We start from the raw sequence: 15,997 nt of genomic DNA on the forward strand, positions 1-15,997 counted from the left end.
TGCCGTCGCCGCAGACATCGGCGCATGCTGTCCGCTTCGCTCACACAACGCGGCAGGGCACACCCGTGGTGGCCCCGATACACGATCCCGGCGGTAGGTGGATGAGACTGGTGGAGCCGAGGGGAATCGAACCCCTGACCTCGTCATTGCGAACGACGCGCTCTCCCAACTGAGCTACGGCCCCGTTCCAGTCATGTTCGCAGGTCTAGGTTCATCCGGCGAACGCGGCGCTGTTACCGCATGATGAGGCGGAGGCAAAGGGGGATTTTTCAAAAACCGCCCTTTGCCTGCCTGTCATCGATTATTGTCCGGTGGTGGTGACGGGCGGGGTCGCGCCATTCGGATCGGCGGGAGTCGCACCCGGAGTAACCGGCGTCTCCTGAACCGGGGGCGCCGGCACGATCTGCGGTTGGAGAACGGGCGGAACCGCATTGACCGGGTCGGTCACGACTGTCGCTCCGGTCGCGGCCACGCCGGTGTTGGATGGCACAGGATCGACGGGATCGCCATTCGCATCGACGGCAACCGGCGCGATGATCGGTGCGGCCGCGAAACTGCGCGGCGTGTAGGGATAGGGCTTCCCGTAGGTGGCGAGATATCTGTCCTCCCACGCGGCGGCCTCTGCCTTATACGCCTCGTACCGCTCGAAAAAGGCGAGAAACGGCTCTTCCATGCGGAGCAGCATGCCCGGCGCCGCCTCGCTCAGCCCGCCCTTCGGCATCAGCGCGAGTTCCTCGCTCACCTTCAGCGCGATCGGGCAGAACTCCTCCTCCATCGCAGGCAGGGCGAAATAATTATAGACCTGCGTCATGTAGGCGTCCTGCGGATCGCGGAACGTGGGCCCGTATTTCTGGCGAAATTCGCTATCCACCGTGCGCCCCGCGGCGGCGAGATCGCGCGTGTGCGTTTCAAGAAACGCGCCGTAGCGTTCGGCCATCGGTTCGTAGATGGCGCCGTCGCAATTGAGCGCCGCCACGTTATACGCGGAGCGCAGGTTCCAGACCGCCTGCGCCGGGGTCACCCAGGTATTGACCGTCTGACGCACGCCGGTCGAATCGGTGCGCGGCAACTGAAGCCCTTCGTGGGCGCGGTTGGGCGCCAGAGGGCGCGCGGGGAATGCTTCGGGCTCGGGCGGCGGGGGCGGCGGGGGCGCCGGTTCGGGCGTGGAGGAACATGCCGCAATCGCGGTCATGCTGGCCAGGGCGGCCATTCGAAAAATCGTGGAAATGCGTCCCGCCATGCTATGCGACCCTCTCTCAATTCGGGGAGATATACCGACATTCGATCTGACCGATGGGCGATGACCGCAGCGTGAAGCGCATGCAGCCCCGAAACAGATCGTATCCGAACCCCCTTATGCGCCAAGCCGGGGCCGCTCGTAAATGGCGAATATCCAACAAAATGCCCGGCCGGATCGGGTCCGGCCGGGCACATGTTGACATCGCCATTTCATCATCCGGCCCACCCGTGCGGACCGGATGCGAGGGAGCAACCGCGATCAGTCGCGCTGCCCCATGAACATCAGCAGGAACTGAAACATGTTGATGAAATCGAGGTACAGCGAAAGCGCACCCAGGATCACCGCCTTGCCCATAAAATCCGTGCCGGCGAGCTGAAAATACTGACGCTTCAGCCGCTGCGTATCATACGCGGTCAGGCCTGCGAAAATCAGCACGCCCAGAAAGCTCACCGCCCACATCAGCGCCGCGCTCTGCAGGAAAATGTTGATCACCGACGCGATCAGCAGGCCGATGACGCCCATGATGAGGAAGCTGCCCATGCCGGACAGGTCCTTCTTCGTGGTGTAGCCGAACAGGCTGAGCCCGGCGAACGCACCCGCGGTTGCAAAGAACGTCGCCGCGATCGACGCGCCGGTATACACGGCAAAGATCGTCGACATCGACGCACCCATGAGCGCCGCGAACGCCCAGAACAGGATCTGCAGCGTGCCTTGCGAAAAGCGGTTCGCGCCGAACGACATCGCGAAAACGATGGCCAGCGGCGACAGCACGATCAGCCACATCAGCGGCGAAGTCATGATCGCCACGCCAAAGGCGGTATTCGCCATGACGAATGCCACCACGCCGGTCAGCGCGACGCCCATCGCCATGTAATTGTAGATCGACAGCATGTATTTGCGCAGGCCGGCGTCAAAGCCCTCCCGCGTCTGCATACGCCCGTCGAGGCCCGTGGACGCGCCGAAGCCCGTCCGGGTGGGCTGGGGATCGTTCCAGTTTGCCATTTTGTCCTAACTCCTCTGCCAACCCGCCGAGAAGGCGGGCCGTTGCATGCAATATCGGCCCGATCGCCCCCGAATTCAAGGGAAACCGGGCACCGACGACCTTGCGTTACAATCGGATACCAACGGGAAACAAATGTTTAACGCCGGTATCGTTTCGGCCGGTTCAGGCCTCTTTGGCCATGGCGATGCTGCGATCGCGGGCGTTGCGCAGCGTATCGGTCATCAAGGTCAGCATGCGGTCGTTTTCATCGAGCGTGTCCAGCCCGGCCTGCGTCACCCCGCCCGGCGATGCCACGCGGCGCGCCAGTTCGCCCGGCGAATGTTCGCTGTTCGCGGCGAGCGCGGCGGACCCTTCGACCGTGGCGAGCGCGAGCCGATCGGCCTGTTCGCGCGGCAGGCCGAGCTCGGTCGCGGCCTTGGCAAGCGAATCGATGAAGCGGTAGACGAAGCCCGGCCCCGACCCGGCGAGTGCGGTGACGAGATCGAACAGGCTTTCATCCGGCAGCCATTCGCCCTGCCCCAGCGGCGCGGCGAGTGCATCGACCATGGCGCGCTGTTCGTCGCCGACATCCTTGCCGACGAGCGCGAGCGGCGATTTGCCGAGCGCCGCCGAAAGGTTCGGCATGACGCGCACGATACCGCCCGCGCGCGGGAATTTCGACGCCAGCGTATCGAGCTGCGTCCCCGCCAGGATCGACAGCACGACCGTCTCGCTCCCGATGAGCGGTTCGATGTCCGGCGCATTGTCGTTGAGCATCTGCGGCTTGATGCCGAGCATCACCGCATCGAACGTCTCGCCCTTGGGAAGTTCCTTGAGCAGGCGCACGCCATCGGGCGCATCCTCGCGATAGGGGTCCGCAATGGTGAAGATCGACGGATCCACCCCTCCTGCGAGCCAGCCGTCCAGCATGGCACCCGCCATGTTGCCGCAACCGATCAACAGCATCGAGCCGGGTGTATTCGTCGTCATCACGTTCATAATCTCAAGCTTCTCCTGCGGCATCGACGAGCGCGGATTGCAAGGCCGTCTGCGCGTCGCGATCGCCCCATAAAACGAATTGAAACGCCGGATAGAACCGGTCGCATTCCTCGACGGCCACCTCCACGGCGGTCTGCGCCTGTGACAGGCTAAGTAAGCCATCATCGCCCAGCATCAACCCGTGGCGGTAAAGCAGCACCGATCCGTTGGACCAGATATCGAAATGACCCAGCCACAATTGTTCGTTCACCAGGGTCATCAATTCGAACATCGTGACCCGCTTTTCCTGCGGGACGCGCGTTTCGGGCAGGCACAGCAATTGAAGCACGTTATCCTCGTGCCGCCAGATCGCGCGTAGCTGATATTTGGCCCAGGCGCCCTGCACCTCGCCGCTGATCTCGTCCTCGCCAATGAGTTCGTAGGGCCAGCTGCGCGCCTCGAAGAGCGACATCAGCATGTCGACGGGGGCCAGCTCCTCATGGGTGCTCATCATTTTGCGTCCTGTCGTCATCGTCGCTCCCGCCGCATGGATCGCCCGCCCCGCACGTGATGCGGGGCCGGCTTTCATGCTCGTGCCCTGCCACACCCCCGCTTGCCAATCCGCGCCCCATGCCGCACCGGGGCATAACCCCACACAGCTGTGCAGACCATGTGGAAAACGACCCTCCCTGTATCGGGATGGGTCGCATCGGTCACTCGCCCCTGCTGCGCCGGGCGCGTCGCCGCGATGCTTTTGCCCCATCGGAGCGGGTTTGCGGATCGGCGGCGATCGCGTCCATGCGCGGGAAACGCCCGAAGGTGGCCGCAGCGACCTGCTGCGCATTGCTCAGCCTCGGCATGACCCGCATATAGGGCGAGATCTGCGCGGCGAGTTCGGCCGGCAAGACCGTGCCGAGCAGTGCGACCGCCTCGCGCTCGTTCCCGCTGATGGCGAGCATGAAGGCCCGCGTGCGCCAGCCCGAGAGGTCCTGCCGTTCGAGCAGCGGTCGCAATACGGCATCGCCTGCGGCAAAATCGCCCCCGACGGCAAGGCTGAGCGCGTGGCGCCGGGTCAGCTCGTCCGCGACGTAATTATTGGGCGGAACGTCGCGCTGCTGCAGCAATTGCGCGGCAATCCGGTAGTAATACTGGGCCGAGGGCTGATCCCCGATGAGATCGTAGGCCAGCGCGCGATCCGCGGCGAGATCGGCGACGGGCGCGCCATTGGCCTCGGCCCTAGCGAACTGGTCGAGCGCGGCCTGCGGCTCGCCCTGCAAGGCGAGGATCGCCGCCCGCACGGACGCAATGACAGGATCCGCCGGTGCGTGCTTCTCGGCTTCCTCGACATAGGTGAGCGCCGCCGCCGGATCGCCCAGCCGCACCGCCGCCACCGCAGCCTCGCGCAGCGCCCCCAGATTGTCGGGATCGCGCAGGAGCACCGCGCGCGCATCCTTCAACGCGATCTGATCCGGGCCGGGAAGCGGCTGCACCACCGGCACGGCCGCGACCGGTGAAACCGCGACGCCAGCGCCCGCCCCCACCGTCAGAACGGCGGCCAGGACCGGGCGCAGGCGGCGCGCCATGCCGGCGGGGAAAGCACGCATGCGGTTAACGATTGTTGCGACCCAGGAAGCGCGGGATGTTGAGTGCGCCATCGTCATCGTCGTCATCGTCGAGATCGACACGGCGGTTGTCGCGGCGGGGCGCATCGCGGCTTTCGTCACGGCGGTCGTCCCGTCCGCGCGAAAGATTGGCCATGCGCTCGAACAAGGTGCTGCCGCCGCCCGAACTGCGCGGGGCCGGCGCCGGACGCGCCGGTGCGGGTGTGGGCGCGACGTCCTCAATCGGGGTGAGGCGGTCGGGAGCCGGCGCGGGCGGCGGCGTTTGCCGGGGGGCGGGCTCCGCCTCCATCCCGCCGAGCTGCAATTCGTCGCTCACGTCGGCGGGCGGCGGTGTGTCGGCCTGCTGATCGAGATTGAGTTCGAGCGGTTCGTCGTCATGCGCATCCTCGGCGAAACCGTGGTCGGTGCCGGGCGCCTTCAACTCGCGATCGTCGGCCGGATCGGGCAGTCCGGCGCCGCCATCCTGCGCCGCACCGCGCGTTTCGGCCACCGGTGCCGGCGGCGCTGCGGGTGCGGGCGCCGGGGACGAGCCGGGATGGACCGGGGCGCGGCCCGAACCCATGGAGAAACCCTTGACTGCGGGCGATTCCTGGCGGTCGGCGCTCTGATCGATGCCGGTCGCGACGACCGACACGCGGATCTTGCCTTCCAAATCGGGATTGAAGGCCGAACCCCAGATGATGTTCGCATCCGGATCGACGAGATCGCGGATATGGTTGGCCGCCTCGTCCACTTCCATGAGGCGCATGTCCTCGCCGCCGATGATCGACACGATGACGCCCTTTGCGCCCTGCATCGAGACCCCGTCGAGCAGCGGGTTGGCGATGGCCTTTTCCGCGGCTTCGAGCGCGCGATTGTCGCCCTCGCCCTCGCCCGTGCCCATCATGGCCTTGCCCATCTCGCCCATGACCGAACGCACGTCGGCAAAGTCGAGATTGATGAGGCCCGGCATCACCATGAGATCGGTGATCGACCGCACGCCCTGCTGCAACACCTCGTCGGCGAGGAGGAAGGCTTCCTTGAAGGTGGTGTCGGGGCTCGCGACCAGGAACAGGTTCTGGTTCGGAATGACGATCAGCGTGTCGACGTGCTTCTGCAATTCCTCGATGCCCGCGTCGGCGGCGCGCATGCGGCGATTGCCCTCGAACATGAACGGTTTCGTGACGACGCCGACGGTCAGCACGCCCTTTTCGCGCGCGGCCTTGGCGATGACCGGCGCGGCGCCCGTGCCGGTGCCGCCGCCCATGCCCGCGGCGATGAAGCACATGTGCACGCCCTCCAGCATGCGGTCGATCTCGCCGATGGTTTCCTCCGCCGCCGCACGGCCGACCTCGGGACGTGCGCCCGCGCCCAGCCCTTGCGTGATTTCGGGGCCGAGCTGGATCCGATCCTCCGCGATGGAGGAATTCAGCGCCTGTGCGTCGGTATTCACGACGACGAAATCGACGCCCTCGATCTCCGAACGGATCATGTTGGCGATGGCGTTATTGCCGGCGCCGCCGACGCCGATCACGGTGATGCGGGGGCGAAGCTCCTCAACCGCCGGCGGACCGATATTGATGCTCATGAAATTCTCCGGGACGAAAACCGTCGTCAGCGTTCAAGATTTAAGGCTGGCAAAATTATGGCGGGGTTTTGGCACAGAACAATTCATCGGGGCAAAGGGATAATGCAGATTTCCACACCCCAAAAAGCAGCACGGCATGCCTTTGTCGCGCGCCTGCCCCGCTCCGTCGCGAAGGGCGGACCGGCCCCGCCATCCGCCCTCAGAAATATTCACGCACCGCGCGCACCATCCGCGCGAGCAGGTTGCGCCCGCCGCCCCTGGCCCCATCGCCGATAGTCCCGTGCGCGCGTATGTCCACAGGATCGGCCGCGGCATGCAACACCAGCCCGGCAAGGCTCGCAAATCCCGGCGTCGCATGGGCCTCGGGCAGGCCGGTCATCGCGGGGGCGCGGCCCGTGCGCACCGGCTTTGCCAGCGCCTGTTGGACATAATCGGCAAGCCCGGCCAGTTCCGCCCCCCCGCCGGTGAGCACGATCTGCCGCCCGTTGCTTCCCCGCCCGGCCACAAAGCCCAGCGATTTCAGCGCCTTGGACACATCGTCGGTCCACCGCGCCAGCTGCCCGGTAATGACCGAGATCAGCTCGGCCCGCGGGATCATCTCCCCTCGGCCGGTGCTGTCCGCCGAAAGCGGTATCATCTCGCGATTGTCGGTCGGGCTGGCGATCGCCGAACCATAGACGCATTTCAGCCGCTCGGCCTGTGCGCGGCGGATACCGAAGGCGGAGGCGATGGCGTCGGTAATATCGCCCGAACCATAGGGCAGCACGTCCATGCCGACGAGCATGCCGCCCGCATGAACAGAAATATGCGTGACCTCCGCCCCCATGTCGATGACCGCGACGCCGAGGTCGCGCTCCTCCTCGGTGAGGCAGGCGTGCCCGCTGGCGACCGCGGCGCCGACGACGCCCGCCACTTCCAGATGCGCGCTCTGCACCGCCTCCATCAGATTGCGCAGCGGGCCGGTTTCCGCCTCCATCACGTGGATCGCGACCGAAAGCGTATCGGCATGAAGCCCGCGCGGGTTGGCCACGCCCTGCGCCTGGTCGAGCACGTAGAACGCCGGTTGCGCGTGAAGCACGGCGCGCTGTTCACCCGCCTCGGGAATGATCTGATCGCGCGCATCGACCAGCAGGTAATCGATGTCGTCCTGCTCGATCCGGCGTCCGCCGATCTCGATATCCACCTCGCGAATGGCGCTGGTGAGACCGGCATTGGCGCATCCGATCCATACCGCGTCGACCTGCACGTCGGCGGCGCGTTCGGCGCGTTCGATGGCGTCGCGCACCGCATGGGTCGCCGCGTCCATGTCGGTGACGTAGCCGCGCCGGATCCCGTCGGCGGCCCGGTGGCCCGAGCCCAGCACGATCATCTCGCCATCGCCGGTCAGCCCCGCAATCATGGCGGAGATGCGGAAGCTGCCGATATTGATGGCGGCGAAAATCTTCTCGATACGCGGTGCAGGCACGGCTGGTTCAGCCTCCGTCCGCTTCGCGCGCGCGTTCCGCGGCAAGCTCGGCCTGCGCCTTCGCCCGGCCCGGCACGCGCATGTAGGTGCGGTCGGGCGCGCGCATATCGAACACCGCGACCTGCCCGCCGAGCAGGCGATTGGTGCCGTCGTCGCGCGCAAAGGTGACGAGCGCATCGCGCGCCTCCTCGTCCCCTTCGGGCAGGGCGAGCACCTGCCCGGTCGCGAAGGTCAGGTTCCAGCGGCGATTGCCGATCCATTCCGCGCCGCGCACCTGCGGCTTGAGCGCGGGCGCGATGTCGAGCAATTGCGCAAGATCGACCGCGCGATCCTCCGCCCCCTCGCCCGACAGGACGAGCATCTTCTCCGCCCGCCCCCGCGGCACCGGCTCCAGCCTGTGGCCCGAGGGATCGATCAGCACGAATTCCTCGCCCTGACGCAGCACGGCATGCGGTTTGCGTTCCACCACGTCGATCACCAGCGCATCGGGCAATTGCCGCGACACGCGCGCATCCTGCACCCAGGGTAGCGCGACCAGATCGGCGCGCAGGCTGTCGAGATCGAGCAGCGGCATCGGCACGTTACGCGCGGCGAGCGCCTTGGCATAGATCGCCTGCTCGTCCATGCGGTTCACGCCGCGCACCTCGATCCGGTGCACGGCGAACCCGGCGCTGTCCGCCGCATCGGCCACCCGGGCGCGGATCATATCGGGCACGCCGAGCAGGACGGCCAGCCCCCATGCCGCGATGGCGAGCGCCGCCGCGATCAGCAGCTGAAAGAATTTCTGCAAGCCGCGTTCGGAAACGGGCAGCACGCGCATGATCGCGTCGGCCGCGCCGCCGGTGCGCGCCTTTGCCGTGTTGACGGCCTTGCGCTTGCCCTTGGCGGCGGCGGCGCGGCGGACGCCCTTTCCGCCGCGGCGGATGGTGGTGCTCATGCCCCCGCCTCCACCGGCTCGCCCGCAAAACGGCCCACGCGGCGGATTTCCCAATCCAGCGTCACGCCCGAATGCGCCTTGACCCGGCGGCGCACCTCCTCGCCCAGCATTTCGATGTCGCGGCTCGTCGCCTCGCCCGTGTTGATGAGGAAATTGGTGTGCTTCTCGCTCACCTGCGCATCGCCGATGGCAAGACCGCGGCACCCCGCCGCATCGACAAGTTGCCAGGCCTTGTGCCCGTCGGGATTCTTGAACGTGGACCCACCGGTCTTGGTGCGCAAAGGCTGGCTGTTTTCGCGCGCTTCGGCGATGCGGTCCATCTCGTCGCCAATGGCATCGGGGTCGCCCGGCGTGCCGCGGAACGTGGCGGCGGTGACGATCGCGCCGTCGGGCAGGTCGGAATGGCGATAGCGGTAGCCCATGTCACCGGGACCGAACGTGGCGGATGTCCCATCGCGCAGCACCACATCGCATGCGACGAAAATATCGGCCACCTCGCGCCCATACGCCCCGCCGTTCATCCGCACGAAACCGCCGACCGTGCCGGGAATACCGCGCAGGAACTCCATCCCAGCAATGCCCGCATCGCGCGCGCTGCTCGCCGCCAGAATGCCGCTCGTCCCGCCGCCCATGCGCAGGGTCGTGGGGTCGAGCGCCTCCACCTCGGCGAAGGCCTTGCCCAGCCGCACGACGACGCCGTCCACGCCGCCATCGCGCACGATCATGTTGGAGCCGAGGCCAATTCCCATCACCGGCACCCAGCCGGGCAGCGCGGCGAGGAATTCGCACAGATCCTCGGCATCGGCCGGCTCGAACAGCAATTCGGCCGGTCCGCCCGTCTTGAACCAGGTATATTTGGCGAGCGGCGCCATCGCGCGCAATTTCCCGCGCGGCGCATCGATGGCGAACGCCCCGCCATTCAGCCTGATCTCGAGACGATCCCCATGCTCGACTAGATCCGCCATCACGCGCCCCTTTTCGCGGCGACGGCATCTGCCAGCCCGGCGGCCCAGCGGGTGATGTCCCCCGCGCCAAGGCACACGATCATATCGCCCGGTTCGACAACGCCGGCCAGTGTTGCGGCGAGTGCATCGGCATCCTCGACCACGGCGGTCTGCCGATGGCCCCGATCCTTCAGCCCGGTGACAAGCGCATCGGCATCCACGCCCTCGATCGGCTCCTCGCTCGCGGCGTAGACCGGCGTGACATAGACGATGTCGGCATCGTTGAAGGCGCTCTGAAAATCCTCCATATGGTCGCGCAGGCGGGTGTAGCGATGCGGCTGCGCCACCGCGATGACACGGCCCGTCGCCCCTTCGCGCGCGGCGGACAGCACGGCGCGGATTTCCACCGGGTGGTGGCCGTAATCGTCGATAACGATCGCCGGTTCGCCGCCGGTCGCGATCTCGCCCACCTTGGTAAAGCGGCGCTTGACCCCGCCGAACCGGGCAAACCCGTCGCGCACCGTTTCGAACGGGCATTGCATTTCGACGGCGACCGCAATCGCGGCCAGCGCGTTCTGCACGTTGTGGCGGCCCGGCATCGGCAATTCGATGCCCTCGATCCGTTCGGCGGTGCCGTCGCGGTGGCGGATGGCAACGTCGAACCGATTGCCGCCGGGCACCGGGGTCACGTTTTCGCCGCGGATGTCGGCCTGCGCGCTGAAGCCATAGGTGACGACGCGGCGGTCGCGGATCTTCGGCAGGATCGCCTGCACCTCCGGATGGTCGAGGCACAGCACGGCGGCGCCGTAGAACGGCACGTTCTCGATGAATTCGACGAAGGCGTTCTTCACATTGTCGAAGCTGCCGTAATGGTCGAGATGTTCGGGGTCGATATTGGTGACCACCGCGATCGTCCCGTCGAGGCGGAGGAAGCTGCCGTCGCTTTCATCGGCCTCCACCACCATCCATTCGCTGGTCCCGACGCGTGCGTTGGAGCCGTAGCTGTTGATGATGCCGCCATTGATGACGGTGGGGTCCACCCCCCCTGCGTCGAGCAGGGCGGCGACCATCGATGTCGTTGTCGTCTTGCCATGGGTACCGGCGACCGCGACGGTGCGTTTCAACCGCATCAGCTCGGCCAGCATTTCGGCGCGCCTCACCACCGGGATGCGATTTTCGAGCGCGGCGACAACCTCCGGATTGTTGCGGCGGATCGCGGTGGAGGTGACGAGCACGGCGGCGCCCGCGACATTTTCCGCCTTCTGCCCGATCATCACCGGGATGCCTTTTTTGCGCAGCCCCTCGATCACGTGCCCTTCGGAAATATCCGAACCCTGCACGTCATAGCCGAGGTTGTGCATGACCTCGGCAATGCCGGACATGCCGATGCCGCCGATCCCTGCAAAATGGATGGTGCCGATGTCTGTGCCGACGCCCTTCATGCGCGCATCCCCCGCATTTCGCCGCGCGCGTCGGGCTGTTTCATGCGGATCACGTCCATGAGCGGTGCGCCGCCGAACCCTTCGACCAGATCGGCAAGATCGCTTGCCGCGTCGGGGCGCCCGCAATTCCACATGGCATGGGCGGCGGCGGCGAGCGTTTCCGGGGTGCGCGCAAGGTCGGCGACCTGCGCGGCCAGTTCCGCGGGCGTGAATTGCGGCTGCCGGATCGAGCGCGCGCCGCCGGCGGCGACAATGTCGCGCACATTGGCGGCCTGGTGATCGTCGGTCGCGATGGGCAGCGGCACGAGGATCGCGGGGCGCCCCACCGCGGTCAGCTCCGCAATCGTCGATGCGCCCGCGCGCCCGATGAACAGATGCGCATCGGCGAGCCTCTGGGCCATATCCTCGAAATAGGTGCCGAGCTGTGCCGTGATGCCATGCGCGGCATAGGCGTCGCGCACCGCTTCCATATCCTCCGGCCGGCATTGCTGCGTCACGTGGAGCCGGCGCCGCAGGGCGTCGGGCAATTGCGCCAGCCCATCCGGCACCACCTGCGACAGCACGCGGGCACCCTGGCTCCCCCCGGTGACGAGGATGCGCAACGCCCCGTCCTCGGCATATGCGGGAAAGGGCTGACTGCGCAGGTCCAGCACGGGCCCGCGTACCGGATTGCCGACGAGTTCGGCCCGCGTGCCCGCGCCCTTTGGCATGCGATCGACCTGTTCATAGGCGGTCGCGACAATGTCGGCATTGCGGGCAAGAAAACGGTTCACCCGGCCCAGCACCGCGTTCTGTTCATGGATGATCGACGGGATGCGGGCCGATTGCGCGGCCAGCAGCGCCGGCAATGCGGGATAGCCGCCAAAGCCGACGACCGCCGACGGTTCGAATTCGTGGAACAGGCGCAGCGCCATCTTGCGCCCCGACAGGATCGCGCCAATCCCCTTTATCTTGGCGAGGATGCCGCCGTCCATCCGCCCCGCGGGCAGGACATGGGCCTTCATCGCATGCGGCATGCCGGGGATGGCCGCGCCGCGTTCGTCGGTGATGAGCGCGACCCGGTGTCCCCGCCCGATGAGTTCGGTGCCGAGCGCGAAAGCGGGGATGAGATGCCCGCCGGTTCCGCCCGCGGCGAGCACGTAATGGCGCGAAGCCTTCGTCATGTCCTGCGCCTTCCTTGCAACGCGTTGAAACCGTCGCGCCCCAGATACGGATTGCGGCGTGTCACCGCCAGCAGCAGACCGATGCTGAGGCACAGGGCGATCATCGACGAACCGCCATAGCTGATCAATGGCAGCGTCATGCCTTTCGACGGGAAAAGCTGAAGATTGACGGCGATATTGATGAACGCCTGCCCGCCGAGCAGGGCGGCAAGGCCCGTCCCGCCGAGCACGGCAAACAGATCATCCTCGTCCCGGAGCCGCCACAGCACCCGCACCACCAGCGCGCAGAACAGCAGCGAAATCGCCGCCACGGACACGAGGCCGAATTCCTCCCCGATCACGGACAGGATATAATCGGTATGCGCCTCGGGCAGCGAATTCTTGCGCTCCCCCATCCACAATCCGCGCCCGAACCACCCGCCCGAAAGCATCGTCTTGCTGGCGAGATCGACCTGGCTGAAGGCCTCCCCCCCTTCGAGGAAGGCGTCGATGCGATGCCGCGCATTGTCGTAGAACATGTAGGCAAGCCCGACGATCGAACCGATCGCCCCGACGGCAAGCCCGATATGGCGCCACGGCATGCCCGCACACAGCACCAGCACGAACCACACCCCGCAAAGCAGCATCGCCGCGCCGAAATCGGGTTGCAGCATCAACAATCCGACCGAAAGCAGCAACAACGCCCCCGACGCCGCGATCACCGGGAGGCCGGGGTCGCGCACCTTCCACGACAGGATCCACGCGAGCGCGAGCGCGAAGGCCGGCTTGTAGAATTCGCTCGGCTGAAACGAGGCGCCGACATTGATCCAGCGGCGCGCCCCGTTCACCTCCGCCCCGACGAACGGCACCAGCACCAACAGCGCCAGCATCACCGCCGCCAGCACGATGGCGAAACGGCGGGCAAGGTCGCGCGGCATCATCGAGGTCGCCGCCATCACCCCCGCGCCGAGCACGAGCCAGCGCACGTGCGGCCAGAAGAAATAGAGATCGGGCAATGTCTTGCGCGCGGTCGAAAGCCGCTCTGCGCTGGCGGCGGAACCGGCCGCGACCGCGATAATGCCCGCGATCATGAGCGCGGCGACAATGCCGAGCAGCACCCGGTCGATCTCCCGCCACCAGATGGCGAGCTCGCGGCGGCGCCCGCGCCGGTAGCGGTTCGATTTACGGGCGATATGGACGCCGCGCGTCTCGCCCGCGAACTGGCCGCTTTCGAAATGAGGGGTCACGTTCATGGCTGCTGTCTCGCCTCCTCGATCGCACGCACGTTCTGAATGAAGCATTCGCCGCGCTTCTCGTAATCGCGGAACTGGTCGAAACTCGCGCATGCGGGCGACAGCAGCACGACATCGCCCGGCGTAGCCGCGGCGGCGGCGGCATGGACTGCCTGGCCCAGCATTTCCGCCCGCGTGACGGGGACGTGGGGCGACAGAAGACCGGCAAACATCTCGCCCGCCTCGCCAATGGTGTAGGCCGCGGCCACGTGGTGCAGCCAGTCTGCGCATTCCTCCAGCGCGTCCCCCTTGGCCAGCCCGCCGACGATCCAGTGGATGCGGGCCCGCCCCTCCCGCGGCGCGAAGGCGGCGAGCGCCGGCGCAGCGGAGGCCGGGTTCGTCGCCTTGCTGTCATTGATGAACACGGTGCCGCCAATGTCGGCGACACGCTGCATCCGGTGGGGCAAGCCTGTAAAGCTGGCCAGGGCGCGCGCGATGTCCGCATCGTTCAGCCCGCATGCCCGCGCCGCGGCGGTCGCGGCCGCGACATTGGCCCGGTTGTGCGGCCCCTGCAGCGCGGGCCAGTCCGACTGCTGCGACGGGATCGCGACATCCTCGATCACGGTGGGCGCCCGCCCGGCGAGCGCCTGCGCCACCTGCGGGATGGTGCGCAGCGACCGCGCATCGACAATCGCGGTGCCCGCGCCGCCCTGCATCTCGAAAAGGCGGGCCTTCGACGCGGCATAGCCTGCGAAACCGTCGTCGTACCGGTCGAGATGATCGGGCGTCAGGTTGAGCAGCATGGCGCAATCGCAGGCGAGCGAATGGGTCAGGTCGATCTGGTAACTCGACAGTTCGAGCACATAGACCCCACCTTCGGGAAGCGCCTCGGTCGCGAGGATGGGAATCCCGATGTTGCCGCCCATGCGCGCGGCGATGCCCGCGGTGTCGAGCATGTGCTGCACCAGCGCGGTCGTCGTGGATTTTCCGTTGGTGCCGGTGATGCCGACGACCTTGTGCGGCGGCATCGCGGCGCGGTTCTGCGCGAAAAGCTCGATATCGCCGATGAGCGGTACGCCGGCCTCCTGCGCGATCCCGGCAATGGGATGACGGTTGATCGGCACGCCCGGCGATACGACGATCCCGTCGAACCCGGCAAGCGCGCCCGCATCCATTTCGCCCAGTTCGACGCGCCCGTCGCTCGCCGCCATGGCCGCGTCGCGCGCATCCGCGTCCCGGTCCCACGCCCGCACATGCGCCCCGGCATTGAGCAGGGTGCGCACCGCCGCCTGCCCGCTGCGCGCAAGGCCGAGCACGGCATAGCGGCGCCCGGCGAAAACCTGCGGCGACAGGATCGAGGCGGCGCCCCCGCTCACCGCAGTTTCAACGTCGCGAGTCCGATCACGGCCAGCACGATGGCCACGATCCAGAAGCGGATGACGACGGTGGATTCGGCCCACCCCTTCTGCTCGAAATGATGGTGGATCGGTGCCATCTTGAAGACGCGCTTGCCCGTCCGCTTGAACCAGAACACCTGAATGATGACCGACGCGGCCTCCAGCACGAAAAGCCCGCCGACGATACCGAGCACGACCTCGTGATGCGTGCCCACCGCGATGGTGCCGAGCGCCCCGCCGAGCGCGAGCGAACCTGTATCGCCCATGAACACCGCGGCAGGCGGCGCATTGAACCACAGGAACGCAAGCCCCCCGCCGATGATCGCGGCGCACAGAATGGCAAGCTCGCCCGCGCCCTCCACAAACGGAATGCCGAGATAGGCGGCAAAATCGGTCCGCCCGACGAGATAGGCGATGATCGCGAACGTGCCCGCCGCGATGATCACCGGCATGGTGGCCAGCCCGTCAAGCCCGTCGGTCAGGTTCACCGCATTGCCCGCGCCGACGATGACGAAGGCGGCAAATACGTAGTAAAGCGGACCCAGAGGAATCCCGAACGTCACGAAGGGCAAATAAAGGCTGGTATCGCGCACGATCAGCCACGCGGCGATCCCGGCAATGAGGAATTCCCCCGCCAGCCGCACCCTTCCGGGCACGCCCGCGTGGCTCGATTTGCGCACCTTGTCCCAGTCGTCGAGGAAGCCGATCAACCCGAAACCCACGGTCACCGCGATGCATGCCCACACTAGAAACGAGCGCAAATCCATCCACAGCAGCATGGAGACGGTCACGCTGATCAACACGAGCAGCCCGCCCATCGTCGGCGTGCCCCGCTTGGCCAGATGCGTCTGCGGCCCGTCGAGGCGGATCGGCTGCCCCTTGCCCTGGCTCAGCCGGAGCATGTTGATGAAGCGCGGCCCCATCACCAGCCCGATGACCAGCGCGGTCAGCAGGCAGGCCCCGGCGCGGAATGTCTGATACCGGACAAGATTGGCCAGCCCCTCGAAATTCAGCCACTCGGCAATCAGAAAAAGCATCGAAATTCCCTT

The 15,997-nt window shown here is 66.8% G+C and carries 14 protein-coding genes and 1 tRNA gene; all 15 read right to left on the reverse strand.

The window, feature by feature from the left end; translation table 11 throughout:
- Window positions 1-108: 108 nt before the first annotated feature.
- Window positions 109-184: transfer RNA gene (locus Q0897_RS09515), tRNA-Ala, on the reverse strand.
- A 117-nt stretch (window positions 185-301) separates the two neighbouring features.
- Window positions 302-1,192: a hypothetical protein gene (locus Q0897_RS09520; RefSeq protein ID WP_299309141.1), complete on the reverse strand. Its 891-nt coding sequence runs from the start codon at window positions 1,190-1,192 to the stop codon at window positions 302-304.
- A 306-nt stretch (window positions 1,193-1,498) separates the two neighbouring features.
- Complete coding sequence (locus Q0897_RS09525) at window positions 1,499-2,242, reverse strand: Bax inhibitor-1/YccA family protein (RefSeq protein ID WP_239804397.1); 744 nt, start codon at window positions 2,240-2,242, stop codon at window positions 1,499-1,501.
- A gap of 163 nt (window positions 2,243-2,405) precedes the next feature.
- The gene (locus Q0897_RS09530; protein WP_299309144.1) at window positions 2,406-3,212 is read right to left on the reverse strand and encodes a pyrroline-5-carboxylate reductase; all 807 of its coding nucleotides are present in this window, start codon (window positions 3,210-3,212) and stop codon (window positions 2,406-2,408) included.
- Between the two features lie 13 nt (window positions 3,213-3,225).
- A complete protein-coding gene (locus Q0897_RS09535; RefSeq protein WP_299309146.1) occupies window positions 3,226-3,714 on the reverse strand; it encodes a YbjN domain-containing protein in 489 nt (162 codons plus the stop codon).
- Window positions 3,715-3,913: 199 nt separating this feature from the next.
- Window positions 3,914-4,804 carry a hypothetical protein gene (locus Q0897_RS09540; RefSeq protein WP_299309147.1) on the reverse strand — a complete coding sequence of 297 codons (891 nt, stop codon included), beginning with the start codon at window positions 4,802-4,804 and terminating at the stop codon, window positions 3,914-3,916.
- 4 nt (window positions 4,805-4,808) lie between these two features.
- A complete protein-coding gene (ftsZ, locus tag Q0897_RS09545; protein WP_299309149.1) occupies window positions 4,809-6,389 on the reverse strand; it encodes a cell division protein FtsZ in 1,581 nt (526 codons plus the stop codon).
- Window positions 6,390-6,588: 199 nt separating this feature from the next.
- Window positions 6,589-7,854: a cell division protein FtsA gene (gene ftsA, locus Q0897_RS09550; protein ID WP_299309151.1), complete on the reverse strand. Its 1,266-nt coding sequence runs from the start codon at window positions 7,852-7,854 to the stop codon at window positions 6,589-6,591.
- Between the two features lie 7 nt (window positions 7,855-7,861).
- Entirely contained in the window at window positions 7,862-8,791 is a 930-nt protein-coding gene (locus Q0897_RS09555) for an FtsQ-type POTRA domain-containing protein (protein ID WP_299309152.1), read from the reverse strand.
- Entirely contained in the window at window positions 8,788-9,756 is a 969-nt protein-coding gene (gene murB, locus Q0897_RS09560) for a UDP-N-acetylmuramate dehydrogenase (RefSeq protein WP_299309154.1), read from the reverse strand. Before murB ends, Q0897_RS09555 begins: the two co-directional genes overlap by 4 nt.
- Window positions 9,756-11,177 carry a UDP-N-acetylmuramate--L-alanine ligase gene (murC, locus tag Q0897_RS09565; RefSeq protein WP_299309155.1) on the reverse strand — a complete coding sequence of 474 codons (1,422 nt, stop codon included), beginning with the start codon at window positions 11,175-11,177 and terminating at the stop codon, window positions 9,756-9,758. Before murC ends, murB begins: the two co-directional genes overlap by 1 nt.
- Complete coding sequence (gene murG, locus Q0897_RS09570) at window positions 11,174-12,340, reverse strand: undecaprenyldiphospho-muramoylpentapeptide beta-N-acetylglucosaminyltransferase (protein ID WP_299309156.1); 1,167 nt, start codon at window positions 12,338-12,340, stop codon at window positions 11,174-11,176. Before murG ends, murC begins: the two co-directional genes overlap by 4 nt.
- On the reverse strand, window positions 12,337-13,572 hold the full coding sequence (locus tag Q0897_RS09575) for a putative peptidoglycan glycosyltransferase FtsW (RefSeq protein ID WP_299309157.1): 1,236 nt from the start codon (window positions 13,570-13,572) through the stop codon (window positions 12,337-12,339). The genes murG and Q0897_RS09575 overlap by 4 nt, the downstream gene beginning before the upstream one ends.
- Complete coding sequence (gene murD, locus Q0897_RS09580; protein WP_299309360.1) at window positions 13,569-14,906, reverse strand: UDP-N-acetylmuramoyl-L-alanine--D-glutamate ligase; 1,338 nt, start codon at window positions 14,904-14,906, stop codon at window positions 13,569-13,571. The genes Q0897_RS09575 and murD overlap by 4 nt, the downstream gene beginning before the upstream one ends.
- 17 nt (window positions 14,907-14,923) lie before the next feature.
- Window positions 14,924-15,985 (reverse strand): phospho-N-acetylmuramoyl-pentapeptide-transferase, encoded by a 1,062-nt coding sequence (gene mraY / locus Q0897_RS09585; RefSeq protein WP_202085887.1) that lies wholly within the window; start codon window positions 15,983-15,985, stop codon window positions 14,924-14,926.
- Window positions 15,986-15,997 lie beyond the last annotated feature (12 nt).

Source organism: uncultured Croceicoccus sp. (assembly GCF_947496385.1).
In the GTDB taxonomy this organism is placed as follows: domain Bacteria; phylum Pseudomonadota; class Alphaproteobacteria; order Sphingomonadales; family Sphingomonadaceae; genus Croceicoccus.

Coding starts and splice junctions, on each gene's coding strand:
- Q0897_RS09520 (WP_299309141.1), bottom strand. CDS start 1,192: ATGACCGCGATTGCGGCATGTTCCTCCACGCCCGAACCGGCGCCCCCG.
- Q0897_RS09525 (WP_239804397.1), bottom strand. CDS start 2,242: ATGGCAAACTGGAACGATCCCCAGCCCACCCGGACGGGCTTCGGCGCG.
- Q0897_RS09530 (WP_299309144.1), bottom strand. CDS start 3,212: ATGACGACGAATACACCCGGCTCGATGCTGTTGATCGGTTGCGGCAAC.
- Q0897_RS09535 (WP_299309146.1), bottom strand. CDS start 3,714: ATGATGAGCACCCATGAGGAGCTGGCCCCCGTCGACATGCTGATGTCG.
- Q0897_RS09540 (WP_299309147.1), bottom strand. CDS start 4,804: ATGCGTGCTTTCCCCGCCGGCATGGCGCGCCGCCTGCGCCCGGTCCTG.
- ftsZ (WP_299309149.1), bottom strand. CDS start 6,389: ATGAGCATCAATATCGGTCCGCCGGCGGTTGAGGAGCTTCGCCCCCGC.
- Q0897_RS09555 (WP_299309152.1), bottom strand. CDS start 8,791: ATGAGCACCACCATCCGCCGCGGCGGAAAGGGCGTCCGCCGCGCCGCC.
- murB (WP_299309154.1), bottom strand. CDS start 9,756: ATGGCGGATCTAGTCGAGCATGGGGATCGTCTCGAGATCAGGCTGAAT.
- murC (WP_299309155.1), bottom strand. CDS start 11,177: ATGAAGGGCGTCGGCACAGACATCGGCACCATCCATTTTGCAGGGATC.
- murG (WP_299309156.1), bottom strand. CDS start 12,340: ATGACGAAGGCTTCGCGCCATTACGTGCTCGCCGCGGGCGGAACCGGC.
- Q0897_RS09575 (WP_299309157.1), bottom strand. CDS start 13,572: ATGAACGTGACCCCTCATTTCGAAAGCGGCCAGTTCGCGGGCGAGACG.
- mraY (WP_202085887.1), bottom strand. CDS start 15,985: ATGCTTTTTCTGATTGCCGAGTGGCTGAATTTCGAGGGGCTGGCCAAT.